General features: G+C 48.0%; 22 protein-coding genes and 3 tRNA genes. 21 read left to right on the top strand and 4 right to left on the bottom strand.

The window, feature by feature from the left end; genetic code table 11:
- Window positions 1-75 precede the first annotated feature (75 nt).
- From OLMES_RS17680 to OLMES_RS17645, 8 genes are all read left to right on the top strand, one after another.
- Window positions 76-1,314 (top strand): aspartate kinase, encoded by a 1,239-nt coding sequence (locus tag OLMES_RS17680; RefSeq protein ID WP_087462479.1) that lies wholly within the window; start codon window positions 76-78, stop codon window positions 1,312-1,314.
- A 259-nt stretch (window positions 1,315-1,573) separates the two neighbouring features.
- Complete coding sequence (gene csrA / locus OLMES_RS17675) at window positions 1,574-1,774, top strand: carbon storage regulator CsrA (RefSeq protein WP_087462478.1); 201 nt, start codon at window positions 1,574-1,576, stop codon at window positions 1,772-1,774.
- Window positions 1,775-1,833: 59 nt separating this feature from the next.
- Window positions 1,834-1,923 (top strand) — tRNA-Ser (locus OLMES_RS17670).
- Window positions 1,924-1,934: 11 nt separating this feature from the next.
- A tRNA-Arg gene (locus OLMES_RS17665) sits at window positions 1,935-2,011 on the top strand.
- 56 nt (window positions 2,012-2,067) lie between these two features.
- Window positions 2,068-2,144: transfer RNA gene (locus OLMES_RS17660), tRNA-Arg, on the top strand.
- Window positions 2,145-2,732: 588 nt separating this feature from the next.
- On the top strand, window positions 2,733-2,975 hold the full coding sequence (locus OLMES_RS17655) for an OadG family protein (RefSeq protein WP_087462477.1): 243 nt from the start codon (window positions 2,733-2,735) through the stop codon (window positions 2,973-2,975).
- Between the two features lie 41 nt (window positions 2,976-3,016).
- Window positions 3,017-4,810 (top strand): sodium-extruding oxaloacetate decarboxylase subunit alpha, encoded by a 1,794-nt coding sequence (oadA, locus tag OLMES_RS17650; RefSeq protein WP_087462476.1) that lies wholly within the window; start codon window positions 3,017-3,019, stop codon window positions 4,808-4,810.
- 17 nt (window positions 4,811-4,827) lie between these two features.
- Window positions 4,828-6,153 (top strand): sodium ion-translocating decarboxylase subunit beta, encoded by a 1,326-nt coding sequence (locus OLMES_RS17645; protein ID WP_087462475.1) that lies wholly within the window; start codon window positions 4,828-4,830, stop codon window positions 6,151-6,153.
- 216 nt (window positions 6,154-6,369) lie between these two features.
- On the opposite strand, the gene OLMES_RS28045 is transcribed toward OLMES_RS17645, so the two are convergent.
- On the bottom strand, window positions 6,370-6,540 hold the full coding sequence (locus tag OLMES_RS28045; protein ID WP_157678365.1) for a hypothetical protein: 171 nt from the start codon (window positions 6,538-6,540) through the stop codon (window positions 6,370-6,372).
- A 366-nt stretch (window positions 6,541-6,906) separates the two neighbouring features.
- Between OLMES_RS28045 and OLMES_RS17640 the strand changes: the two genes are divergently transcribed.
- A complete protein-coding gene (locus OLMES_RS17640) occupies window positions 6,907-7,224 on the top strand; it encodes a flagellar protein FliT (protein WP_087462474.1) in 318 nt (105 codons plus the stop codon).
- 307 nt (window positions 7,225-7,531) lie between these two features.
- Window positions 7,532-8,983, top strand: coding sequence for a sigma-54 dependent transcriptional regulator (locus OLMES_RS17635; protein WP_087462473.1), 1,452 nt, complete (start codon window positions 7,532-7,534; stop codon window positions 8,981-8,983).
- A 62-nt stretch (window positions 8,984-9,045) separates the two neighbouring features.
- Here the strand turns inward: OLMES_RS17635 and amaB are convergent, their stop codons facing one another.
- From amaB to OLMES_RS17620, 3 genes are read right to left on the bottom strand one after another with little or no spacing between them, the layout of a single operon-like run.
- Window positions 9,046-10,587 carry an L-piperidine-6-carboxylate dehydrogenase gene (gene amaB / locus OLMES_RS17630; protein ID WP_087462472.1) on the bottom strand — a complete coding sequence of 514 codons (1,542 nt, stop codon included), beginning with the start codon at window positions 10,585-10,587 and terminating at the stop codon, window positions 9,046-9,048.
- 43 nt (window positions 10,588-10,630) lie between these two features.
- Window positions 10,631-11,746 (bottom strand): saccharopine dehydrogenase family protein, encoded by a 1,116-nt coding sequence (locus tag OLMES_RS17625; RefSeq protein WP_087462471.1) that lies wholly within the window; start codon window positions 11,744-11,746, stop codon window positions 10,631-10,633.
- Window positions 11,747-11,793: 47 nt separating this feature from the next.
- Window positions 11,794-12,600, bottom strand: a complete 807-nt coding sequence (locus OLMES_RS17620; protein WP_087462470.1) for a DUF1338 domain-containing protein — start codon at window positions 12,598-12,600, stop codon at window positions 11,794-11,796.
- A 491-nt stretch (window positions 12,601-13,091) separates the two neighbouring features.
- Here OLMES_RS17620 and OLMES_RS17615 point away from each other — a divergent pair, with 491 nt between their 5' ends.
- From OLMES_RS17615 to OLMES_RS17565, 11 genes are all read left to right on the top strand, one after another.
- Entirely contained in the window at window positions 13,092-14,402 is a 1,311-nt protein-coding gene (locus OLMES_RS17615) for a sensor histidine kinase (protein WP_232465137.1), read from the top strand.
- A 132-nt stretch (window positions 14,403-14,534) separates the two neighbouring features.
- On the top strand, window positions 14,535-16,061 hold the full coding sequence (locus OLMES_RS17610) for a sigma-54-dependent transcriptional regulator (protein WP_087462469.1): 1,527 nt from the start codon (window positions 14,535-14,537) through the stop codon (window positions 16,059-16,061).
- Window positions 16,062-16,418: 357 nt separating this feature from the next.
- Complete coding sequence (gene fliE, locus OLMES_RS17605) at window positions 16,419-16,775, top strand: flagellar hook-basal body complex protein FliE (protein ID WP_087462468.1); 357 nt, start codon at window positions 16,419-16,421, stop codon at window positions 16,773-16,775.
- A gap of 60 nt (window positions 16,776-16,835) precedes the next feature.
- A complete protein-coding gene (gene fliF, locus OLMES_RS17600; protein ID WP_087462467.1) occupies window positions 16,836-18,554 on the top strand; it encodes a flagellar basal-body MS-ring/collar protein FliF in 1,719 nt (572 codons plus the stop codon).
- A 77-nt stretch (window positions 18,555-18,631) separates the two neighbouring features.
- Window positions 18,632-19,675, top strand: a complete 1,044-nt coding sequence (gene fliG / locus OLMES_RS17595) for a flagellar motor switch protein FliG (protein ID WP_087462466.1) — start codon at window positions 18,632-18,634, stop codon at window positions 19,673-19,675.
- Between the two features lie 124 nt (window positions 19,676-19,799).
- On the top strand, window positions 19,800-20,747 hold the full coding sequence (locus tag OLMES_RS17590; RefSeq protein WP_087462465.1) for a flagellar assembly protein FliH: 948 nt from the start codon (window positions 19,800-19,802) through the stop codon (window positions 20,745-20,747).
- Window positions 20,748-20,781: 34 nt separating this feature from the next.
- Window positions 20,782-22,146: a flagellar protein export ATPase FliI gene (fliI, locus tag OLMES_RS17585; RefSeq protein ID WP_087464542.1), complete on the top strand. Its 1,365-nt coding sequence runs from the start codon at window positions 20,782-20,784 to the stop codon at window positions 22,144-22,146.
- A gap of 52 nt (window positions 22,147-22,198) precedes the next feature.
- Window positions 22,199-22,636 (top strand): flagellar export protein FliJ, encoded by a 438-nt coding sequence (gene fliJ / locus OLMES_RS17580; protein WP_157678364.1) that lies wholly within the window; start codon window positions 22,199-22,201, stop codon window positions 22,634-22,636.
- 197 nt (window positions 22,637-22,833) lie between these two features.
- Window positions 22,834-23,109 carry an STAS domain-containing protein gene (locus OLMES_RS17575; RefSeq protein ID WP_157678363.1) on the top strand — a complete coding sequence of 92 codons (276 nt, stop codon included), beginning with the start codon at window positions 22,834-22,836 and terminating at the stop codon, window positions 23,107-23,109.
- Window positions 23,110-23,120: 11 nt separating this feature from the next.
- Complete coding sequence (locus OLMES_RS17570; RefSeq protein ID WP_087462462.1) at window positions 23,121-23,480, top strand: response regulator; 360 nt, start codon at window positions 23,121-23,123, stop codon at window positions 23,478-23,480.
- Window positions 23,481-23,590: 110 nt separating this feature from the next.
- Window positions 23,591-25,831 carry a chemotaxis protein CheA gene (locus OLMES_RS17565; RefSeq protein WP_087462461.1) on the top strand — a complete coding sequence of 747 codons (2,241 nt, stop codon included), beginning with the start codon at window positions 23,591-23,593 and terminating at the stop codon, window positions 25,829-25,831.
- Window positions 25,832-25,857 lie beyond the last annotated feature (26 nt).

The following is a 25,857-nucleotide window of genomic DNA, read 5'->3' as shown; positions in this document are numbered from 1 at the left end:
TGAGGTATAATTCGCCACTTTTTGAATTCAGGTGGCGAATATGCCTTCGGGCGCTTGTGAAGGTAAATTGATAAAATGGCGTTGATAGTCCAGAAATATGGTGGGACCTCGGTCGGAACCACGGAGAGAATAGAAGCTGTTGCTGACAAGGTCGCAGGGTTTCGCCGAAATGGAGATGACATCGTTGTAGTTGTATCGGCGATGAGTGGTGAAACCAATCGCCTGATCGGTTTGGCAAACAGTATCACCGAAGAGCCTTCGCCGAGAGAGATGGATGTTTTGGTCTCAACGGGAGAGCAGGTTACCATTGCTCTGCTATGTATGGCGCTCCAGGTGCGAGGTGTCGAGGCTCGTTCCTACACGGGGAGTCAGGTTCGAATTGTGACGGATGATGCGCATACCAAAGCGCGCATTAAATCAATTGACGAAGAAAATATTCGTAGTGATTTGTCCATGGGGCGCGTGGTTGTGGTTGCTGGTTTTCAGGGTGTTGATGAAACCGGCAACATTACTACGTTGGGGCGTGGTGGTTCTGATACCACTGCGGTTGCTCTGGCTGCCGCGTTAAAGGGTGACGAATGCCAGATTTATACTGATGTGGATGGCGTGTACACTACAGACCCGAGGGTTGTAGACAGTGCCAGACGACTGAGTAAGATCACTTTTGAAGAAATGATTGAAATGGCCAGCTTGGGCTCCAAAGTTCTGCAGATCAGATCTGTGGAGTTTGCTGGGAAGTACAATGTACCGTTGCGAGTGCTGTCCAGCTTTCAGGATGGCCCCGGAACGTTGATTACCACTGATGATGAGGTCGAAATGGAGCAACCAGTCGTATCGGGGATTGCCTTTAATCGTGATGAAGCAAAATTAACCCTGAAAGGTGTACCTGATACCCCGGGCATTGCTTCTCGAATTCTGAAGCCAGTCAGTGATGCCAATATCGAAGTAGATATGATTGTTCAAAACACCGGTGATGACAATCACACGGATTTTACTTTCACCGTGCATCGCAATGATTACAAGAAAGCAAGTGCTATACTTGAAGCGTTAAAAGAACAGCTTGGCGCTCGTGAAATGGGTGGCGACAACAAAATCGCAAAAGTCTCTATCGTGGGGGTAGGGATGCGATCACATGCCGGTGTTGCGACGCAAATGTTCGAAGCACTGTCTTCTGAAGGGATTAATATTCAGATGATTTCAACGTCTGAAATCAAAATCTCTGTTGTAATTGATGAAAAATATCTTGAGTTGGCTGTGCGCAGTTTGCATAGCACCTTCGGTTTGGGCGATGACCAGACCAAAGAAGACAATTGATAATTATTGAATCGATTACCGCCAGTTTCCCCTCCAATAAGCTGTTCTCGTCTCGAATTCAGTGAATTATTGGGGAAATTGGGCTTTAAAAATGGACTTTTGGCAATAATAACTATAATTAAGGTCTGGGGGAGGACCTCAAAATAATTACGTATATATTCATATAAAGTAATGCCCCTTACAATGTGGGGAAAAGGTTTCCGTAACCGAACGTATCGTTTTGGATTTGGAACAGGTCGAATTTTAAGGAGATAGAATAATGCTGATTTTGACCCGTCGTGTAGGGGAGACACTGATGGTTGGGGATGATGTTACGGTAACAGTGCTTGGTGTTAAAGGTAACCAGGTGCGTATCGGTGTGAATGCGCCGAAGGAAGTTGCTGTGCATCGTGAAGAGATTTACCAACGTATTCAAAAAGAAAAAGCTGAAGGTCATGAGGGTGGTGAAAGTAATTCATAATTTTTTCAAATTAAGGCTTTGCTTTTGAAAATATTATGTTATTATACGCCGCGTTCTGAGGAGAGATGGCCGAGAGGCTGAAGGCGCGCCCCTGCTAAGGGCGTATGGGGTTAAACTCATCGAGGGTTCGAATCCCTCTCTCTCCGCCATTTGTGATTAGGCGGCTGTAGCTCAGCTGGATAGAGTACCTGGCTACGAACCAGGCGGTCGGAGGTTCGAATCCTCCCAGCCGCGCCACAATCCTGACAGGCCCGCAAGTGCGGGCTTTCTTGTCTTTGAACGATGTAATTAGTGCGGCTGTAGCTCAGCTGGATAGAGTACCTGGCTACGAACCAGGCGGTCGGAGGTTCGAATCCTCCCAGCCGCGCCATTATACATCTTCATCTTGTTTTTAATTCCTCTAGCCCTTTGCAGGGGCGGCTTTTTCGTAAGGTCTCATTTTTCGGGTATCGAAAGCAGACTGTTGCGCCGAATCTGTCATAAAGTGATTCGTAGACGCAGCGTTATCACTTAGATAAAAATCGTATATATAGTGCTTTTCCAACACTTTACTTACCAAATATTGCAGTGGTGTGTCCAAATCATCGGATTTCCCGACAGTTCGGGAAAAAAAACTCCAATTTCCCTATAAATCCATCCATATTGGTTGCCTAACCAGCTCTTTATAGGCAAAATACGCAGGATTTTTCGCTCCGAAAAAAGTTACCCGAAATCGTTAGTCTGTATGCGCTGAATTACGCTGTTTTCAGATATATCGACTTGCTTTGATAAGAGGTAGCGCCATATGCGAAAAGTAATCAACACAATGTTCGGATTCACTATTTTTTGTAGATGAACCATTCAGGTTGCACAGGGGCTACTCAAATAGGGCAAGACTTCCGGCAACAGAATATGAAGTAATGTTTCGCAATTAACGTGATCGTTAATGGTTAACGTACTATTTAAAGGTTAACTTGCTATGTCAAACTTAATGTCACAAGCATTCGAGCTCATGATCGTGGGTATGGGGTTTGTGTTTGTGTTTCTGGTAATTCTTATCTTTGCCACAACGGCAATGTCAAAAGTGGCCGCCAAGCTTACTCCGCCAGCGCCACAATTGCCAGCAACCCCAAAACAGACGGCTTCACCTGCGGATGATGCGCAACTGTTGGCTGTTATCTCAGCTGCAGTACAGAAATATCGCTCACACCACAAGAAGTGAGAAAGATTGCTTAACACCTTAAAACAGAAGGCTTGAAACCCATGACAGATATGAAAAAACCATTAGGTATTACTGATGTTGTGCTTCGGGATGCACATCAGTCGCTGTTCGCGACTCGCCTGCGCCTCGAAGATATGCTTCCCATTGCCGCCCAGCTCGATAGTATTGGATATTGGTCGGTAGAATCCTGGGGTGGCGCAACATTTGACTCCTGCATCCGCTTTATCGGTGAAGATCCGTGGGAGCGTATTCGCGAGCTGAAAAAAGCAATGCCCAACACCAAGCAACAGATGTTGCTACGTGGACAGAATCTTCTGGGTTACCGACATTATGCAGATGATGTAGTCAATAAGTTTGTTGAACGTGCTGCGGAAAATGGTGTAGACGTATTCCGGGTATTCGATGCGATGAATGATCCACGAAACCTGGATACAGCGCTCAAAGCAGTTAAGCGCGTTGGAAAACATGCTCAGGGTACCATTTCCTACACGACCAGCCCTGTACATACTTTGGATATGTGGATCGATCTGGCCAAAGAAATCGAAGATATGGGGGCAGACTCCATCGCGATTAAAGACATGTCAGGGATCTTGACGCCGTCTGATGCGTTTGATCTGGTTTCGCGACTGAAAGCACAAACTTCGTTGGAAGTTCAATTGCACGCTCATGCAACCTCCGGGTTGTCTGATATGACGATCCTTAAAGCGGTTGAAGCGGGAATTGATCGCGTTGATACGGCAATTTCTTCAATGAGTATGACCTACGGTCACTCAGCAACGGAATCTGTTGTTGCGGCATTGAAAGGAACCGATCGAGATACAGGTCTGGATATTTCCAAACTGGAAGAAATTGCAGCCTATTTCCGTGTTGTGCGTAAGAAGTACGCCAAGTTTGAAGGCTCCTTGCGTGGTACGGATTCTCGAATTCTGGTTGCTCAGGTTCCAGGTGGCATGTTGACCAATATGGAAGGCCAGTTGAAAGAGCAAGGCGCTGCAGACAAATTTGACGCAGTGCTGGAAGAAATTCCCCGCGTACGTGAAGACTTGGGTTACATCCCTCTGGTTACGCCAACCTCTCAAATCGTGGGTACACAAGCGGTACTTAACGTCCTGACTGGCGAACGTTACAAGTCAATTTCAAAAGAAACCGCCGGTATTTTAAAAGGTGAATACGGCGCTGCTCCTGCACCTTACAATGCTGAGCTTCAGGCTCGAGTGCTGGATGGCAAAGAAGCGATCACTTGTCGCCCGGCTGACCTGTTAACGCCTGAAATGGATAAGTTAACGGATGAAATCAAGTCCCTGTCCCAGGAAAAGGGCTTCAAATTGGCTGATGCTGTTGTGGACGATGCACTGACTTATGCCTTGTTCCCACAAATTGGTTTGAAATTCCTGGAAAACCGAGGTGATGCTTCCGCGTTTGAGCCTGCTCCAACAGGAAATGAAGTGCCTGCATCTGCGGCATCCAGCAAACCGGGTGAGCCAGAGACTTTCACCGTTTCTGTTAGCGGCCAATCCTATGTTGTTCAGGTTTCAGAAGGTGGTGATGTTACTCATTTGGCTCCAGTTTCCGGTGGAGCCAGTGGTGGGGCAGCGGCTCCAGCAGCGCTTCCTGCAGGTGGTGGTGATCCAATTAACGCGCCTCTCGCTGGTAATATCTTCAAGATTCTCGTATCTGCGGGGCAGTCGGTTCAGGAAGGTGATGTACTGATTATTCTTGAAGCGATGAAAATGGAAACCGAAATCCGTGCACCCAAGGGCGGTACGGTAGGTGGTGTTCAAGTTGCTGTTGGCGATTCCGTCGCTGTTGGTGATGTCCTGTTGACTCTGGGTTAAGTTGAGCCTTATTTAATATGGATAAGATAATTAATCTTTGGACAGGCAGCGGCCTGTATAATCTGACACCCGGTCAAGCGGTCATGATGTTCGTTTGTTTAGGGTTACTGTACCTTGCGATTCGCAAAGGTTTTGAGCCATTACTGCTGGTCCCAATCGGGTTTGGTGGGGTTATGGCGAATATTCCAGAGGCGGGATTGGCATACTCTGCGGTAGAGAATGCGATCCATCTTGGTAGTGCAGCGCAGTTGACACAACTTGCCGGGGTACTGAATGTGCCACTGGATGCCGCTCAAGCGGTTGCTTCATCCGAGTTCAGATATGAATTGCTTCAGGCGTATAAAGCTGCAAATGCTGCAATGCATGAAGCGGCAAGCTTTTCGGCTGTAGATATGGGCTATGCCAATGGTATGCTCTATAACTTCTTCTCTGTAGCGATTCTCAGTGGTGTTGCTCCGCTCTTGATCTTTATGGGTGTAGGTGCAATGACGGACTTTGGGCCGTTGCTCGCAAATCCAAAAACCTTGATCCTCGGTGCAGCTGCACAGTTTGGTATTTTTGGTACGGTTTTGGGAGCGGCATTGTTGACGTCCACCGGCGTTATTGAGTTTTCAATAGAAGAGGCGGCCGCTATCGGCATTATCGGTGGCGCGGATGGTCCGACTTCGATCTATGTTGCAACGTTGCTTTCGCCCCATCTGTTAGGTGCGATTGCTGTGGCTGCTTATTCCTACATGGCGCTGGTTCCTTTGATCCAGCCACCCATTATGAAAGCATTGACCAATGCGGAAGAACGTAAGATTGCGATGGTACAATTGCGTCAGGTTGGAAAGTTGGAAAAAATCTTTTTCCCAATTGTTCTGTTGATTCTGGTGGCGATGTTCTTACCGGACGCAGCACCGCTGTTGGGAATGTTCTGCTTGGGTAATCTGATGCGCGAGTGTGGCGTCGTTGATCGTTTGAGCGATACGGCTCAAAATGCACTGATTAACATCGTAACGATCATTCTGGGTCTGTCTGTTGGAAGCAAGCTGTCTGCTGACAAGTTCCTCGATTTGCAAACGCTCGGTATTCTCGTTCTGGGTATGGTCGCGTTCTGCGTAGGGACAGCAACAGGTGTTATCATGGCTAAAATCATGAACGTCTTCAGTAAAGAGAAGGTTAACCCATTGATTGGGTCTGCCGGTGTTTCTGCAGTGCCAATGGCTGCTCGAGTGTCCAACAAAGTTGGCCTGGAAGCGAATCCACAGAACTTCCTTTTGATGCACGCAATGGGTCCAAACGTTGCTGGTGTTATCGGTTCTGCGGTAGCGGCTGGTGTTATGATTAAGTTCTTGTCGTAATCAAGTTTCTCCAAGCCGTAACAAAAAAGCCCTCTTTTTGAGGGCTTTTTTGATTCAACTTGATGTAACCAAAATTTGTAGCTTAATTGACGGTGCGGATCAAAGAACTTATTTGATTGGAGTAATTGGGCATCAGGGATGCTAGGATTTTTGGTTGTAAGTGATCAGGGGTTGTAAGTGATCTGGGATTGTATGTGATCTGGGATTGTATGTGATCTAGGGTTGTGAGCAGCGGTTACGTAAAGCGATTTGAGCAGAGAGTTCCCACTCCAGTTCATTTTCTGCGAGTCTGGGTAAGTTTTTAGCTGGAGTATCTGGAGTAGTTTTCAGGGTCAGATCTTGTTTCTTGTTGTTGGTGATGAAGATTGATTTCACGAGCTTTGGCATATTTGTCTACCCTTTACGCGCCTCAGAATGTGCCTCAATAATGAAACATCCCAACGAATAAATCCGAGACTTTTCGCACGAAATTAACATTAATTTAGAAGCTGTTTCTGGTGAGTATCAGCCTGAAGTCCGTCTGTTACAACCAATTTTAAACAAATGTTAGGTGAGTTCTTGGTTCTATTAGGTTTCTGATATTAAAAAGAAATATTTTGTATTGATGATAGGTGATTACTGCGGTGGTTCAATAAAATAAGCAAGCATGTAAGTTAACGTAATGAATCTCGCAAAACGGGCTATAGGATTAATATTGTACCCATACAATTGTAAGCGCTACACTGAAGAAACAGCTTTTCAGTGGGAAATATTATGAGTTTGGACTACAGCAATCTTGAACAAATTAAATGTGCACTGTTCGCGAGCTTTGAAAAAGAGGACTGGGATAGCGTTGAGGCATTGGACTCTCAATTGACGACAGAGGTGGAAAACCTGGTCAACCGTGCCGCGTTTGCCGGGCAGAATGAGCGCGATGCGCTTCAGAGTATGCTGCGAGATATTCAAAGCGAATATCAGCGAATGTTGATCGAAGCAAAGGATAAACAGTCTGAGCTTGGAAGACAGCTCAAACAACTTAATAATGAACACAAAGCCGCAAGTCGTTATATTGATTCAGCGAAGTACCGGTAAGCTACGGTTCCCCGGGATTTGTTTATATTCAGCAATGCTGATGTCAAAAAAATGATGAAAAGACACCTTTGGCGCTAATGGTGGTAAATATTAGTCATAAATTTGACTGGTAGGTCATAGCGTACTTTACTTATTGGTGCTCCATCCTGTTAACCATCTTAAAACCAAATTACTTGCCATCACGCCTTTGATGAGGCCGCTGTTTGTGTTGATGGTTTTAGTGTGAATGATTGTCCCAAGGGCACTTTAAGCTGTTTAGCGTGACGGGATTGGTCTGAGTCCGTGTCAATGAAGGGTTTGCTGTCTCATGCGAAAAGAAATGAAGGTGCTCCTCATCCATGATACCGATGAACGGTGTCATAACATGAAAGTAATTCTAGAGTTTATTGGTGAAGAAGTCGTTTTAGTCAGTGGTGATGACTTACAGAGTACCATCACAGGTGATGCGTTTAGTGTCGAAGAATATGGGCTCGCCATACTGGGTGGGAATAAAAGTGTGGTAAAGGATACCCTGAGTAAATTGGGGGCTCTGGATCAAGGCTTGCCTTATTTGATTCTCGGCGATGTTGACCCTGAAGAGGTGTCTGAATCAAGTGCTGCACACGGCAAGGTGTTATCCCGTATTGAGTGGCCGCCAGCCTACAATAAACTGCTGGACAGCCTTTATCGCGCGCAGGTGTATCGGGAGCAATTCAATGCTCGGCGGGAGCGGGGTCAGCAGCGTGAAATTCAGTTATTCCGGTCTTTAGTGGGCACGAGTCGGGGGATCCATCAGGTTCGCCAGTTGATGTCTCAGGTTGCGGATAAAGACGTCAGTGTTTTGATTACCGGTGAATCAGGGACCGGGAAAGAGGTGGTTGCGCGAAATCTACACTATAACTCCAAGCGACGAAACAAACCTTTTGTACCTGTTAACTGCGGCGCCATTCCGGCAGAGCTGCTGGAGAGTGAGCTGTTCGGGCATGAGAAGGGCGCGTTCACAGGGGCGATATCAGACCGAAAAGGTCGGTTTGAAATGGCGGAAGGAGGTACGTTATTCCTGGATGAAATCGGTGACATGCCTTTGAATATGCAAGTCAAGATTCTGAGGGTGCTTCAAGAACGAACCTATGAACGGGTTGGCGGTAATAAAACACTGACAACCGATGTGAGAATTATTGCAGCCACGCATAAAGACCTTGAAGAAATGATTCGCAATGGCGATTTCCGAGAGGATCTATTTTATCGCTTAAATGTTTTCCCCATTGAAATGCCGCCTCTGAGAGATCGAGTGGAAGATATTCCGTTATTGATTAATGAGCTTGTCTCCCGCATGGAAACCGAGAAGCGGGGATCCATTCGTTTTAACTCTGCAGCGATTATGAGCCTGTGTCGCCATGAATGGTTTGGTAATGTACGTGAATTGGCTAATTTGGTAGAGCGTCTGGCGATAATGCATCCCTATGGCGTGGTGGGTGTACATGAATTGCCCCATAAGTTCCGGCATGTGGATGAATCCGATGAAGATGATGCATTTCCTGATAATGTGGATGTCCGTTCGGGGGGGCTGGTAGGGCTCGATTCGCCCGCTTTATTACCGGTCAATGGCATCGATTTGAAGGATTACTTGGGTAACCTTGAAAAGTCATTGATTCAGCAAGCACTTGATGAAAGTGAGGGGGTTGTCGCCCGAGCTGCAGAACGATTGCGCATTCGTCGTACTACCTTGGTTGAAAAGGTAAGGAAGTATGGCTTGAACAAAGAGGGCGAGGCAGACTGATCTGCCTCTTGGCTCTGCTGAGCATAAAGCTGCTGAGTTCAGACAAGCTTTCGGATCATACGTCAGATATCAAACTGGATACCTTGTGCAAGCGGAAGCGCAGTTCCGTAGTTGATTGTGTTTGTGGCTCTGCGCATGTAGTTTTTCCATGCATCGCTGCCAGATTCCCGACCGCCACCGGTATCCTTCTCGCCTCCGAAAGCACCACCAATTTCCGCCCCGGACGTTCCGATATTCACATTGCTGATACCACAGTCTGAGCCTGCCGGGCCAAGGAATTGCTCTGCCTCCTGGAGGTCAGAGGTAAAAATGGCGGAAGAGAGCCCCTGGGTGACGCTATTGTGGATCGAAATCGCTTCTGGCAGTGTTTCATAGGGAGTGAGGTAAAGCAGCGGACCAAAGGTTTCTGTGCCAATTATTTGACTGTCCCCTGTTTGTCTTCCTATGGCCGGAGTGACATAGTTACCGGGCCCCAAATCTTCACGTAGTTGCCCGCCATAGATAATTTCGTTGCCTTCTTTCTGAAATGTTTCGATTGCTGCTTGAAAGCGCTTTACGGCGGCTCTGTTAACCAAAGGGCCAATCAGTGTTTTATCCGAAAACGGGTTGCCAACAGGCAATGATGTATAAGCCTTGATCAAGCGTGTTTCGAGTTCATCTATGATACTCTCGTGAGCGATTACCCTGCGCAGCGAGGTGCAGCGCTGCCCACAGGTGCCCACCGCTGCGAAAACAATCGCTCTGAGCGCGAGATCCAGATTTGCTGAGGGGGTCACAATCATGCCGTTGTTTCCGCCGAGTTCCAATAATACCCGCCCAAGTCTTTGTGCAACGCGAGCACTTACCGTTCGTCCCATCTCGGTTGAACCGGTAGCACTGACGAGGGCAATATCCCTGTGGCTGATCAGGGGATCTGCGACTGTTTTATCGCCTAAAAGTACGGCAGTGAGGTCATCCGGGATCTCTGCCATGGTGCTTGATGCATCCTCTACTAGCTGCTGACAAGCAAGTGCACACAGTGAAGTTTGTTCTGATGGCTTCCAAATCAGACTGTTACCACAAATCAAAGCCAAGGCCGCATTCCAGCCCCAGACTGCAACGGGAAAGTTGAAAGCTGTGATGATTGCGACAGGGCCAAGAGGGTGCCATTGCTCCATCATTCGATGCTCAGGACGTTCACTGGCGATGGTTAAACCGTAAAGTTGCCTTGATTGACCCACGGCAAAATCACAGATATCGATAAGCTCTTGAACTTCACCCTGGGCCTCTTCCTTGATCTTTCCGGCTTCAAGGGATATCAATTCGGCCAGTAGTGTTTTTCGTTCACGAGCCAGGTTGCCGATGCGTCGAACCAACTCCCCCCGGATTGGAGCGGGCACGGTTCGGAACTGCAAAAAAGCGGCTTTTGATCGCTCAATAACCTGTTCAACTTCCGTGGAGTCGGCTTTTCCAAAGTTGGCTACAGGGGTATTGTCAATCGGTGACAGGGAGGTAAAAACGGATTCGTTCCCGGCCAGTCGATGTGTTCCCTGAATCACACCGCAGAATTGCGTGCCTTTTAGATAGATATCTAATTTTGCGGCGTTTATTATTTTCTGCTGCATAACGATTCCTCTTCATTGGCTTTCGGGATTAACGTTTCTTTCATCAGGCATGCTGATGCCGGGCTTGTGCCAGCGGTTTACAAAATGGGTTTTTAATGTAGTCCCGAAAGGGAACATCTTCCTGGCGCACAAATCCGGAGCGAGGCAGTTGCCCTTCGAAGTGCATGTCTATTACGCCACACATAGAGCTCGCTGTTGCAATTTGAATCGCGCTCCAGTGATCACCTGCAATTACCCCATGATATATTTTGTAGTAAGCGCTCCGTTGCATCAGTTTGCCCTGGACATAACCGGTGGCCGTCACAAAGACAATGACTACATCCTGTTGTGTTTTTGCGATGGCTGTTTCGAATATTTCTCGTAACAAATCCCTGCTTTTCCCGCTATCACCCAAATGCAGGCCGTTGATCAGAAAATCCATCAGATATCGGTGCCCCTGAAATCGAATAGTTTTGTAAGTCAATTCCGAAACTTTTCCAGCCAGCGTCTCACAAAGTGTTCCCAAGCCGCCAGATGTATTAAATGCCTCGTAGGATTTGCCATCCAGTGAAAAGGTTTCCAGACCTTCCAGTGGTTTTAATTGACAGTATTCCCCTTGGGAAATGGCTTCACAGGGATTGCAGTATTCATTGATTAAGCCCTCGGTAGACCAGGTCAAATTGTACATGAGCTGGTTAGTGGGGAATTCCGGGAGGGCCCCGACTCTTAATTTGAGTGTTTGCAATTGCTCAAATTGCAGGCCCAGTGCATTGCCCAGAATACCGATAAAACCCGGGGCGAGGCCGCACTGCGGCATGAAAATTTGCCCGTTTTTGGCTTTTGAGGACAGCAACCGAATCGCTTTTGTGGTGGCAACATCCTCAGTAAGGTCGAAATAGGAAAGACCTGCTTTTAGAGCGGCTTTGGCGATACCCACGTTAAAGTGAAAAGGGGCGGCTGAAATAATTGCATCATAACCCTGAAAGGCATTACGCAATGTTTTGGAATCAGCAAAGTCGAGTGTCAGCACTGCAAATTTCAGTTGTTTCAGTTCGGTAAGGGCCTGGGTATTGGAGTCAGCGACCGTTAACTTGTATTTTTTACTGTGTTGCAGTATTCGGGCAATACAACATCCGATGCGTCCCGCTCCCAGTATCATGATTCGATTTTTTCTGGCCATACTTCACCTCGCAATTTTCGCAGGTTGGCACACTTTTCAGCCCGATCTTACCGGGCATGATGGGTGGATTCGAATATTTTGTCGGCACTGGCGGGCACAAAACCTCGAAATAAATTTCCTTCCCGGGTAGGGTAACGCTTGGCAAACTCGTAATAACACCCTGGAATTTCATGAATTTGACCGGCTGCAAACCGGACCGGTACGACATCAGCGAGTGTCGATACCTGTTCCAATAAGGTGTCTGGTCCGCCTTTGATTAAGCCGCCTGATTTATTTAAACGAAAGCCCGCGCTTCGTAGCTGCTCAACCGCTGATGCCACCGTGTTTATAGTGGGCCTTTCAGTGAGTGAAATGGTGAAATGATTGGCATGCAATCCGTGGGCGGCGAGCCAGGCCGCATACTCGCTTTGCTCAACGAGCAACGTATACTCCTGCCATCGAATTCGCGGCCAGAGCAGGCCTCGCCAGAGCACGTCGATATTGGCCGCTGCGCCTTGATCAATGCTGGCAATGATGTTTTGAATGATTTGCCGTAATGCCGGTGGCAGTTCGAGCCACCTTAACTCACTGAAAAAGATGAGTGGAGCCTCTGGGGCAGTGGCGTGAACATAGCTTCTGGCATTAAGTTTCTTTTCAGGAAAGTCGTAATCTTCATCCGGTGTGTAGCCTAAGGACAGGATGTGTTTTTGGAGCTTGTCCAGTGCAATGGGGGAGTCCGAAAAGGTTCGAAACGCAACATGATCATTGCATACAGGTCCATCTACCTGTTCGAAAAGTTCATGTATGGATTCAGCCTGAGGGGACAGCCGGATATAGTCTGTCCACAGTTCATTGAAAAATTCCGATAACTGCATGACGTTTCCCCCGTTTTCGGGATAGCGACCGTAAAAACTGGTCGGCGCACTATGTTCAACCTCGTACTACGTTTAACCACGTACTACATTTAACCTCGTACTGCGTTTAACCACGTACTGCGTTTAACCACGTACTGCGTTTAACCACGTACTACGTTTAACCACGTACTACGATAAATAGATCTGAGTGATTATATTTTGATAAATACAGTATGGTTCAAAAAATAACCATTTTCATTCTTGGTATCGTATTCCTGCCAAATTTTGTAGACAAAAACTTGACTCACCAGTGTTGATGGGTGTGGGGGTGATAGTCATATATTTGACATTAAGTGTTTGTGTGTTTTGTAACTGTCTGAAAATAAAGGTTAATTAAAAGTGGCATGCTGTGTGCTTTAAGTTCTCCAGACGTAGAAGACGCTGGCTTGCCTTCACCGGGTGAAGTGTCAGTGCTTTCGACTAATACGATCATTAATGCACTGGAGTCCGCAATGAGTTTACAAAAACAGGCAGCCCAATCCATACAAGATCATTGGTGTAGTGAGCCCATTATTGCGATGCAGGATATCGGGCGGCAATCCATTTCTGTACCCAGTGCATTTTCTGGCACCTTGAATGCTCGAACCTTCGATCAGGAATCGATTGATGGGGATAGCACTCAAGTGAGCCAAATCGTCAATATGTTTAATCATCTGTCCTCGCAGTTGACAGAGTCCTACCGTAATCTTGAGAACAGAGTAGGTCAATTAAACGGCGAACTGTCCGAGGAAGTTCAGCAACGTCGGAAGGAGCTGGAAGAAAAGGAGCGGGTTGCCAATCGATTGGAAACCCTTTTGAGATTATTGCCTGCCGCGGTTGTCGTTTTGGACGGTCATGGCGTGATTCAGCAATGTAATGATGCGGCGATCGACTTGTTGGGGGAGCCGCTGGAAGGGGAGCGCTGGCTGGATGTTATTCAGCGTTGTTTCTCCCCTCGACATGATGATGGACATGAAGTGTCTCTGAAAGACGGGCGTCGAGTCAGCATTGCTATACGTTCAATGGACAACACACCTGGGCAATTAATCTTATTAACGGATTTAACCGAAACTCGTCAGCTACAGGCACAGTTGAGCCGTTCTGAGCGCTTGTCATCTATGGGGCGAATGGTCGCATCTTTGGCCCATCAGGTGCGTACGCCACTGTCAACAGCAATGCTGTATGCGGGGCATCTCTGTCAGTCTGAAATTGATGACGAGATGCGAATTAAGTGCGCTACGAAATTGATGTCGAGACTGACCCACCTGGAGCAACAAGTTAGAGATATGTTGATCTTTGCCCGAGGTGAAACGCCAATGGCAGAGCGTGTTTGCATCGATGAAATTAAAGTATTGCTTGAACAAGCCGCAGATGCGCCGGTGCAGTCCAGTAATAGCCATATCGAGTGGGATAACCGCTGCCATGGGGAATATATTTCCTGTAATCGTGACGCCTTGATTGGAGCCTGTATGAATTTGATTAATAACAGTATTGAGGCCGTTAAAGGCGAGGCGCATATCCGCGTGTGTTTGACCTCTGTGCCGGGTGAGCGCGTCGCGATTACGGTAGAAGATAACGGGCCAGGTTTACCGGATACGGATACCGAGCAGGTGTTAGAGGCGTTTTATACCACCAAATCTCAAGGTACAGGGCTTGGTCTCGCTGTGGTCCAGGCGGTCGCGAAAGCACATAAGGGGGTGTTTAGTCTGAATAACCGCAATCAACCAGAGCGAGGCGTCATTGCAACGCTGATTCTACCCGCACAATGTGCTGATGTGCAGTAGGTAAAACGGGTTTAGGGGTAGCAAGCGCGACTATCGTTCGCGACGAAAAATTGACAATGTTGATGGTCTTCCGAATACAAGACTGGCAACAGAAATTTAAGTTGAGTGATTGGAAGTTTTGGGGTGGCAGCTATGAGTAAGGCAAAAATACTGATCGTAGAAGACGACATCGAGTTAAGAGAAGCCTTGGTAACAACCATCGAAATGAATGGTCATCAATGTTTGGAGGCAGAATCGGCAGAGGCTGCTTTACCACTGCTGGAGAATAGTCTGGTTGATCTGGTTGTCAGCGATGTCAACATGCCCGGTATGGATGGGCATGCTCTTCTGGATCAAATACAGAAACTCTACCCCGGGCTACCGGTCATCTTGATGACTGCTTACGGTCAAATACGCCAAGCTGTGAATGCAATTCAGGCGGGAGCTATTGATTACATGGTTAAACCCTTTGATCCAACAACCCTGATGCGTTCAGTGAATCGGGTTGTAAATGGTGATATTGATGATGATGAAGCACAGCCTGTGGCAGAGGATCCTTACAGTCGACGTTTGTTTCAAATGGCAAACAAAGTCGCAACTACGGATTCCACCGTGCTGATTTCAGGCGAAAGTGGAACGGGTAAAGAGGTTCTGGCACGGTATATTCACGCGCACTCTAATCGTAGTAAAGCGCCTTTCGTGGCGATTAATTGTGCAGCCATTCCGGAGAATATGCTGGAAGCCATCCTTTTTGGGCATGAGAAAGGTGCATTTACCGGAGCATATGCCAGCGCTCCAGGCAAGTTCGAGCAGGCCAACGGTGGCACACTGTTGCTGGATGAAATATCGGAAATGGAGCTGGGCTTGCAGGCGAAACTCCTTCGCGTCTTGCAGGAGCGCGAAGTAGAGCGAGTGGGGGGGCGGAAAACTATCGCTCTGAATGTACGGGTTTTGGCAACCACTAACCGTAATCTTCACGAGTATGTTCGGGAAGGCAAGTTCCGTGAAGATTTGTTTTATCGGTTGAGTGTATTTCCCATGCACTGGCGTCCTCTTCGTGAGCGTCCACTGGATATTGTCCCGCTGGCGGAGAAGCTGTTGACAAAGCATACACGTAAAATGAAGCTTCCAAGCGTCAATATATCGACAGCGGCCAAAACATCATTGACGGAGTATCACTGGCCTGGCAATGTTCGTGAGCTCGATAATGCACTCCAGCGAGCGTTGATCCTGCAGCAGGGCAATGTGATTCAGGCCGATGATTTATGTCTCGATATGATTGGTCAGCCCTGGATGGCGATGACCGCACCGGTAACAACAGCCATGCCTGCATCCATGGTTTCGGAGTCCGCACAAGATGCAAAACGAGGGGAGTCCTGGGATGAATATGCGGTCGGGACTTCGGGCTGGATCGGCGAAAACCCGACGTCGAGTCTATCTGAAACAGAGCATTTTGCCGGCGGAGCACCTCAGGATAGCTATAAGCCTGAAGCGCCTGTTGATTTGGGAACGGATCTCAAAATGAGAGAGTTCCAAATTATAATTGATACCATACGTCAATGCCGGAAGCGCAAGCTGGCAGCTGAAAAATTGGGGATCAGTCCCAGAACACTTCGATATAAGCTGGCACAGATGCGGGATATGGGAATCGACCTCGAGACTGAGCTTGCGTTGAGTTGATCCAGATCCAGGCAAGGTTTTTTGTTAAGCGCCCCTTTCTCCTGAGGTTACTCGGAAAGGGGCGAACGTTCATTATTAAACTGATTGTTTTTCTCATGCAGTCCCTTAATGCCAGGTTTCCCCTGATCTATTTCTAATTGTATCCCTCTCTATTTGTATCCATCCTGTTTGCGCTCGACACGTCTGACGGATAATCGAATTTTTCTGTGCGGCTCGAGTTTGGCATGGTTTCTGCAAAATACCCGTTATTCAAGGCTTTTTTAGCCATTAGTGTCAGAAAATCGACGTTTGTATTCGTCTCAGGTTCCAAAGCATGTTTTCTTGACATCAGTGGGTTGGTTAAGGGTAGGGCAAGTGATGACAGAGCGAAATGATATTACTCAGGTGTTGGCAGAAATGCGTACTTTACGCGCGCAAATTCAACGTCCAAAACCCGTTCAGCCAGACCTTAATCCAAACAAAATCAATGAAGTTAACAAGCCGTCGGACGTTCCCAGCTTCGGCGATATGCTCACTTCAGCAGTAAACAAGGTAAATGATACGCAAAAAACAGCCAAGACTTTGGCAACCGCCTATGAGCAAGGAGATCCTCAAGTTGATATCGCCAGGGTCATGGTCGCGGGTCAAAAGGCGTCGGTGTCGTTTCAGGCTCTGACACAGGTTCGAAACAAGGTTGTGCAGGCGTATGAAGAAATCATGAAGATGCCGGTTTAACGATCTCCAGACTCAGGTTGTAAATCGTTAAGGTAAAGTGGTTAATAGGGTGATTAGGTTATGGCGAGTGTACCAGCTGAAGTAAACCCCGAAGCTCAGGTTCCTGAAACCGAAGAGACATCAATGAATATTGGCGGGGATCCTCAGAACGATATGTTGCTGGGGTTCAACAAGTTGACGCTGATGCGCCAGATTGGTTTGATGGTCGGTTTGGCGGCCAGTGTTGCATTGGGTTTGGCCGTTGTACTCTGGGCTCAGGAGCCTAATTATCAGCCATTGTTGACGAATCTTCACAACTATGACCCTGATGAAATCACCACCCTTCTGAATGATAATGGTATCAATTACAAAATCGAGCCGAAAACCGGTATCTTGATGGTGGAGACCGATGATATTTACACCGCGCGATTAAAGCTTGCATCCGCCGGAGTTAAAGAGGATACCGGAATTGGCTATGAGATCATGGATCAGGATCAGTCTCTGGGCTCCAGTCAGTTTATGGAAACCACTCGTTTCAAACGCGGACTGGAAGGGGAGTTGGCTCGAACGATTTCAAGTTTGCGTAATGTCAGAACCGCCCGGGTCCATCTGGCTGTGCCGAAACGATCGGTTTTTGTTCGGGATGTCCGAAAGCCCTCTGCATCTGTTTTTGTAGAAGTTTATGCCGGGCGTGAGCTTACCAAGGAGAATGTGTCTTCCATTGTCAACCTGGTGGCGAGCAGCGTGCCTGAGATGAGTGATAAGGATGTTACCGTGGTTGATCAGCGGGGGAACCTGTTGTCCAAAAACGATGAGGATGCCGAAGCCAAGGAAATCGCAAAGGAATTCGAATATTCCCGTAAGGTGGAATCCGTTTTGAATTCCAGAGTGGTCAGTATTCTGGAACCCATTATCGGGGCTGGCCGGTTCCGCTCGGAAGTGTCGGCAGACGTTGATTTCACTGAAATCGAGTCGGCGGAGGAGGTTTTCAACCCTGACTTACAGGCCCTGCGCAGTGAACAAACTGTCGATGAGCAGCGCGTGAATGGTGCTGATGGCGGTGTTCCAGGCGCATTGTCGAATCAGCCCCCGGGAAATGCTACAGCACCTGAGCTTGCCAATGGCCAGCCTGGCGCGGCCAATCCACAGATGGCGGATATCCGCAAGCAGGCAACTCGCAACTACGAAGTTGATCGCTCCGTGAGCTACACCCGGCATCAAACCGGTAAAGTTGCGCGCTTGACCGTTGCAGTTGTTGTTGATGACATCAAAAGAATTGACCCTGAATCGGGGGACTTAAGCTATGTCCCCTGGCCTGCGGCAGAGCTTGAACGTTTGACGATTCTGGTACGCAACGCGGTTGGCTATTCTGCTGCCCGAGGTGACAGTGTAACCGTTATTAATTCGCCGTTTGCGCCGGAAGAAGTGGTACCGGTTGAAGAAATCCCGCTTTGGCAGCAGGCTTGGGTGCTTGAATGGATCAAACCCTTTATTGCCTTCCTCGTGTTTGTCATACTGTTATTTGGGCTGGTTCGTCCTACACTGAAAAGTCTGGCGAAAAGTGGCGAAGCCGAGAAAGAACTGGCACTGGCCGGTGATGAAGAAGGATTGGCTACTCTGGATGAGCTTGAAGACACGGATGCCATGAGTAAAGTAACATTATCTGCGACTGATGAGTTCCTTTTACCCGGGGCGTCTGAAGGGTATGATAAGCAATTGAATGCACTGAAAGGTCTGGTTGCTGAGGATCCTGCTCGAGTCGCGCAGGTCATCAGACAGTGGGTAAATGCAGATGAATAGACTAGGCTTTCCAGTAACGTTCGATTAATACCGCATATACATGCTTTTTAACCCGCTGAGGGGGGATTGAGGTAATCATGGCTGAAGAGAATGCCGCTGCGCCCGCGCCTGTAGACAAAAAGAATTTGCCAAAAGTGAGTCGTACGGAAGCCGCTGCAATTCTGTTGATGTCTCTGGGTGAAGCGGATGCAGCACAGATTCTCAAGCATATGGGGCCCAAGGAAGTGCAGCGAGTCGGTACCGCCATGTCTCAATTGCGTGATATCAAGCAGGAACAAGTTGAAGTCGTTACGCTTGAATTTCTTGAAGCGGTTGGAGGGCAAACCGGGTTAGGTATCGGCGCGGATGATTATATTCGGGCCATGTTGACCCAGGCTTTGGGCGAAGAAAAAGCGGCGAGTTTGATTGACCGCATTCTGGTTGGCGGTAACACAACCGGCCTGGATACTTTGAAATGGATGGAAGCCCGCTCGGTGGCGGACATCATTCGTTATGAGCACCCGCAAATTCAGGCCATCGTAGTCTCTTATCTCGACCCGGATCAAGCTGCAGGTGTGTTGTCGAATTTGGATGAAAAGGTTCGTCTGGATGTCATTATGCGTGTTGCCGCGTTGGAAACGGTTCAACCTCAGGCATTGCAGGAATTGAATGACATTTTGGAGAAACAATTCTCCGGGGGCTCATCAACGAAAACCAGTAAGATCGGCGGGGTCAAGCGGGCCGCTGATATTATGAACTTTATGGACAGCAGCGTTGAAGGCGAGATGATGGAGTCGATCAAAGAGGTTGATGCTGATCTTGGCTCTGAAATTGAAGACCTGATGTTTGTATTTGATAACCTCAAGGATGTTGATGATCGCGGCATTCAGACCTTGCTTCGAGAGGTTTCCTCTGATGTTCTGATTCTTGCCCTTAAAGGCTCAGATGACGAACTTAAAGAAAAAATATTCAAAAATATGTCGAAACGAGCTGCCGAATTGTTGCGTGATGATCTGGAAGCGAAAGGCCCGGTAAAACTCAGCGAGGTCGAGACTGCACAAAAAGATATTCTTACAATTGCCCGCAAACTTGCGGATGCCGGCGAAATCTCGCTGGGTGGTGCTGGCGAAGAAATGCTGTAGTACATCAGCTGTAGTACATTAGCTTTAGTACATCAGCATTAGTACATCAGCATTAGTACATCAGCTTTGTGTAAGCAATTCGATTTTCTATTCCCCAACGTGATCGTCGACAGAGGCTGTTTCGATGTCCAACAAACCCATCAGTGGCAAAAGCCGTATTCCTGCCAAAGAATTGACAGCCTATGAGCGTTGGGAACTGCCTGCTATGGATGAGCAGGGGAATGCAGTAAAACCCGAACCGGAACCAGAAGAAATGGTCAAACCGTTGACCGCTGCCGATTTGGAACAAATTCATAAGGATGCATACGAAGCAGGGTTTGAAGAAGGCTATAAAGCGGGTGAGCAGCAAGGCTTACAAAATGGTTTTGAAAAGGGACATCAGGACGGTAGTGTAAAAGGTGAGCAGGAAGGGTACCAAAAAGGGCAGGAAAGCGGCCATGCCGAAGCGTTTGCTAAAACTGATGGCGAAATGCAATCGGCCCTGAGACGGCTGCAAAATTTGCTGGGCGAACTGCTTGATCCGATAAAAGCGCATGATGATGAAATCGAAGAAGCGCTGTTAAATCTTACCATGGCGTTAACTCGTGCCGTCATCAAGCGGGAACTCGTGCTGGATTCCCGCCAAATTCGAACTGTTCTCCGGGAGGCACTTGGCATGCTTCCTTCCACTTCTGCGAATATCCGGATATTTCTCAATCCTGTGGATATAGATTCTGTGTCGCAGGTCATTAATGAAATGGATGGTGAAGCGAAAGTGATTGCCAGCGAGGAGATTATCCCCGGTGGTTGTCGTGTGGAAACGTCACAGAGTTTGATTAACTATACTGTTGAAAAACGTTTTCAAAAAGCGGTGCAATCCATGTTAGAGCGCTCTATGGCGAGGGCTGACGGCGAAGAGGTGAGTGATCTGAGTCAGGCAATGGGGGAGCTCACTGATTTTCATCGCGAACTTCTAGACACCGAAGTAGCGCTTGATGCTGTGGAAAAGCCCATTTCTCTTGATCCAGAACCAGAACCACCAGAACCAGAACCGACTCATGTTGAAGGCTCAGACGAGCCGGATAAAAATTGACCTGAATGCGATAACCTATCACTGGGCAAACGCCATGCAAAGTACCTTGGCAGAACGAATAAGCCGCTACACACAATCGACCCCGGAATCAATTGGGCCAGAAATTTCGGGTCGTTTGACACGTATGGTCGGTCTTACTCTGGAGTCCGTCGGTTGTCCGATGGTCGTGGGCGATCGTTGTTTGATTTCCGTTGAGAATCATGCCGCCGTTGAGGCCGAAGTTGTGGGTTTTGCGGATGACAGGGTGTATTTGATGCCATTGACAGCCATTGATGGATTACGCCCTGGCGCCCGCGTGACGCCGCTTTCAAGCGCTGGCCAGATTCCGGTTGGGTTTAGTCTGCTGGGACGAGTGTTGAATGGTGCTGCAGAGCCGATTGATGGTAAGGGGCCACTTCAGCCAGAAGTTCATATCCCGATGACGGGACACATCATCAATCCTCTTGAGCGCGCGCCAATCCGTCAGCCGTTGGATGTGGGGATCTGTGCGCTCAATAGCATGTTAAGTGTCGGGGTTGGGCAGCGACTTGGGCTTTTTGCCGGTAGTGGTGTGGGTAAGAGTATGCTGTTGGGTATGATGACGCGCTTTACGGCTGCAGATATTACCGTAGTCGGTCTGATTGGTGAGCGGGGTCGTGAGGTTAAAGAGTTCATCGAAGATATTTTGGGAGAAGAAGGGCTGGCCCGGTCGGTCGTGATTGCATCGCCTGCGGATGATTCCGCATTAATGCGTTTGCGAGCGGCGATGTTGACGACCCGCATGGCAGAATATTTTCGTGATCAGGGTAAAAATGTGCTGTTGTTGATGGACTCCTTAACGCGTTATGCCCAGGCCCAAAGGGAGATCGCCCTGGCGGTAGGAGAGCCTCCCGCAACCAAGGGATATCCACCATCGGTATTTGCGAAGATCCCCCAACTGGTGGAGCGAGCTGGAAACGGTAAGCCCGGTGGGGGATCCATCACGGCATTTTACACAGTGCTCACTGAAGGGGATGACCAACAGGACCCGATTGCAGATGCGACCCGAGCCATATTGGATGGTCACATCGTGCTTTCCAGGCGGCTTGCAGAAGAGGGGCATTATCCGGCAATCGACGTAGAAGCTTCCATCAGTCGAGTCATGCCGCACATTGTGAGTGATACCCATTTACGGCTGGCACAGCGATTTAAACAGGTTTATGCACGTTACCAACAATCCCGTGACCTGATTAGTGTCGGGGCCTATGTGCCCGGAAGTGATCCGGAAACTGACTTTGCTATTGAGCGTATTCCGGCAATGAAGCGATTCTTGCAACAGGGGCTCAAGGAAAGCGCTCCATTTGATGAAAGTATTCAAATGTTGCAAAAAATTCTGGAAGCACCTTCGCCCAAGCAAGCCAATCTGGCACAACGTAAGTAATTGAGTGAAGTATTTAAGCTGTCAGAAATCGAATAGATAAGGGGCGATGGGGATGGAAAAGCGTTCGACGCGATTAAAAATCGTACTTGATCTTGCTGTTCGCAAAGAAGAGGCGGCATTGAAACAGTTGCAACGTGCGCAACAGTTATTGCATCAGGAGCGTGAAAAAGAGCGCCAACTGCAGCAGTATATGCAAGATTATCAAACTCAGTTGCAACAACAGCAACAGGGGAATTTACACATCCAGTCCTATCTGAATCTGCAAAATTTTATGGCACAGCTTGGACAGGCAATGACCCAGCAACAAAATCAAATCACTCAAGCAGAAAAACAGGTCGCAGCGTGTCTGGCATCATGGCGGCAACTCCATGAAAAGAAAAAAGGCATGCAAGAGCATATTGAAAAGTGTCGACAGCAGGAACAAGTTGAGCAGGATAAACAGGAGCAAAAGCTTATTGATGAATTCAGCCAACGTAGAAACCGCTTCTGATTCCGGGTGGTTGTTGACCCGCCGACAACGCTTTGCAATGCAGATGGCCACCTATTTTACGAGAGTCATCCAAGCTTAATTTCTTCTCCTCGAATTTTTTCGCAATTTTCCGATTTCCGACTAGAGTTACTATTGAATATAAGCGTGCGCAATTTGCGATTATAACGCGACTTATCTGCCTCATGGTTGGAGGGCCTATGGCGAATCACGGCGATATAAAACTGGTCAATAATTGTAATATTGCCAGTGCTGAGGCACTTGCCCACCAGTTGGAAGAATTGTTCCGAACCGGAGCCCCTGTCGATATTGATGCCAGTGAAGTGGAACGCATCGATACGGCGGCAGCTCAGATATTGTATTCATTTTTCGTCAGCATGCAGCAGTCGGGTCTACAGGTGGTTTTGCAGAGACCTTCTGAGGCGTTTATTGAGTGTGTGACGCGGTTGGGGTTAAAAAGCTACTTTGAAAATTAAGGAAATAGCAGATGACAAAAATATTGGCGGTTGATGACTCGGCATCCATGAGACAAATGGTGTCATTCACCTTGAAAGGTGCTGGATATGAGGTTGTCGAGGCTTCCGATGGCCAGCAGGCGCTGGATCTGGCCAAAAAGCAACAAGTTGATCTTGTCCTGTCGGATGTCAACATGCCGGTGATGGATGGCATTGCGCTGGTTAAAGAGCTTCGCGGCTTGCCAAGTTACAAGTTTACACCGATTCTGATGCTGACAACCGAATCGGCCGGAGATAAAAAAATGGAAGGCAAGCAGGCGGGTGCAACCGGTTGGCTGGTTAAGCCTTTCAATCCGGATCAATTGTTGGCAACGATCAAAAAAGTCCTTTGAATAAAAATCGAGCGCAAATAGTAAGGATGCGTCAGCCAAGATCTGTCTTACGCTAAAGTCTAAATAGTCGATGATCCATCCTGAGGGAAACTGCCAACCGGAGCGAAATCATGGGAATAGATCTAAGTCAATTCCATCAAGTTTTTTTTGAAGAAAGCCTGGAAGGGTTGGATGTTATGGAGTCCGCACTTCTCGATATTGATCTTCAATCCTACGATGATGAAACGATAAACGAAATATTCCGAGCTGCGCACTCAATCAAAGGTGGAGCTGGAACTTTCGGATTCTCTGCGGTTGCTGAGTTTACTCACGTATTGGAAACACTGCTGGATCAAATTCGGTCGGGTGACCGGCCTTTGCTTCAGGAGCATGTGGATTTGTTCCTGCAATCCGTTGATTGTGTCCGTAGGATGATCCAGGCCCTACAAAGTGGAGATTCTGATCAGAATGATGAAGCCGATGAGCTAAAGATTCAATTTGAAAAGATTTTGTCAGGAGCATCAGCTTCTAATGCGCCGCAGGACATCACTCAAACGCCTGGAAATGAGGTGGGCGGGGCTGCTTCAGAGGAGCTTAAAGCAGAAGAGGAGCTGAAAGCACAATCGGGGCAGCCAGATATCTGGAAAATATTTTTCAAGCCAGATCCGGATATCTTGAAAACCGGTAATGAACCTTTACGGATGTTCCGTGAACTCGAAGAATTTGGCGCGCTTGAGGTTGTCGCTGATGTCTCCTCTGTTCCTGCAATCGGGGCGATTGAACCGGAGCTTTGCTATCTGGCCTGGACGTTGAAACTTACCTCGGAATCGGCGACTCAAGAGCAAATAGAAGAGGTATTTGAGTGGGTTATCGATGATGCCGAGTTAACCGTGGCGCGTGAATCCACCGAGACAGTGGAAGAGCGTGAAATGCTTGCTGGAGAAGGAGAAGGAGAAGGAGAAGGAGAAGGACAGCTTAATCAACCCGAAGCTGCAGCCCAGCTTCCCGATGCTACTCCGGCGACAACCGTAGTTCCTGAGGCTGCATCAGATGTCCCCATCTCGGAAACTACTGAGCCTGAAATATCTGCACCCATCGCGGCAAAAACGCCTGCAAACAAAACCTCAGACAAGAGCAAGGCAGACAAAACGAAAACGGAAGTATCTTCAATCCGGGTTGGAATCGACAAAATTGATAGTCTGATAAATATGGTCGGTGAGCTTGTCATTACCCAGTCTATGCTCGGAGAGCTGAGCCGGGATTTTGACATGGACAAATTGCCCAAATTACTGGAGGGCTTGGAACAATTGAGCCAAAACACGCGAGAACTTCAGGAAAGTGTCATGCGGATACGAATGTTGCCGATTAGCTTTACATTCAGCCGTTTTCCTCGCCTGGTTCATGATTTAAGCCGAAACTTGGGTAAAAAAATTGAGTTGAAGTTGCTTGGCGAGCAAACCGAGCTTGATAAGACGGTAATGGAAAAAATCGGTGACCCAATGGTGCACCTGGTTCGAAACTCGCTGGATCATGGTATCGAAACGCCAGCGGATCGCATTGCTGCGGGGAAGTCGGAAACCGGAACGATTATCCTGAATGCCTATCATCAAGGCGGTAATATCGTGATCCAGATTATTGACGATGGCAAGGGGTTGGATCGGGATCGTATCCTGCGCAAGGCTGTGGAAAAAGGTCTGGTAGGCGAAAATGACAAGTTATCGGACGAACAGATTTATGACCTGGTTTTCAAGCCTGGCTTTTCAACTGCAGAACAAGTCACCGATATTTCGGGGCGCGGCGTCGGAATGGATGTCGTCCGAAGGAATATTCAGGAGCTTAACGGTTCTGTTGAAGTCGAATCTGTACCCGGTGAGGGGTCAACGTTTACCATTCGCTTGCCATTAACGTTAGCGATTCTGGATGGCCAGTTAGTGCGCAGCGGTGAACACACTTACATATTGCCATTGATATCGATTATTGAATCGATTCAAACCGATATGACCATGATTCATCGCGTCGCGGGAGGCTGTGATGTTTTACGTCTGAGAAACGAATATGTGCCCGTGATTCGCTTGTACGATATCTTTAATATTCGTCCGGATAGTACAAATCTGGAAGACTCTCTGCTCGTGGTGGTAGAAGGGGATAACATGAAGGTCGCGCTTGTGGTCGATGATTTACTGGCCCAGCAACAGGTCGTCATTAAAAGCCTAGAAGAAAATTACAAGCGGGTGGAAGGCGTTTCCGGTGCGACCATTTTGGGGGACGGTACGGTTGCATTGATTCTGGACATCAGTGGTTTGATCAAGTTAGCAGGTGTTCGTAAGGATGACTACAAAGTGATCAAAAACGAAGGTGACCGGGCCGCGTAGTCAACAGACCCTAGTATACTCAGAGA

The organism is Oleiphilus messinensis, from assembly GCF_002162375.1.
Lineage (GTDB): Bacteria > Pseudomonadota > Gammaproteobacteria > Pseudomonadales > Oleiphilaceae > Oleiphilus > Oleiphilus messinensis.
This window is presented reverse-complemented; position numbering and strand designations above follow the sequence as displayed.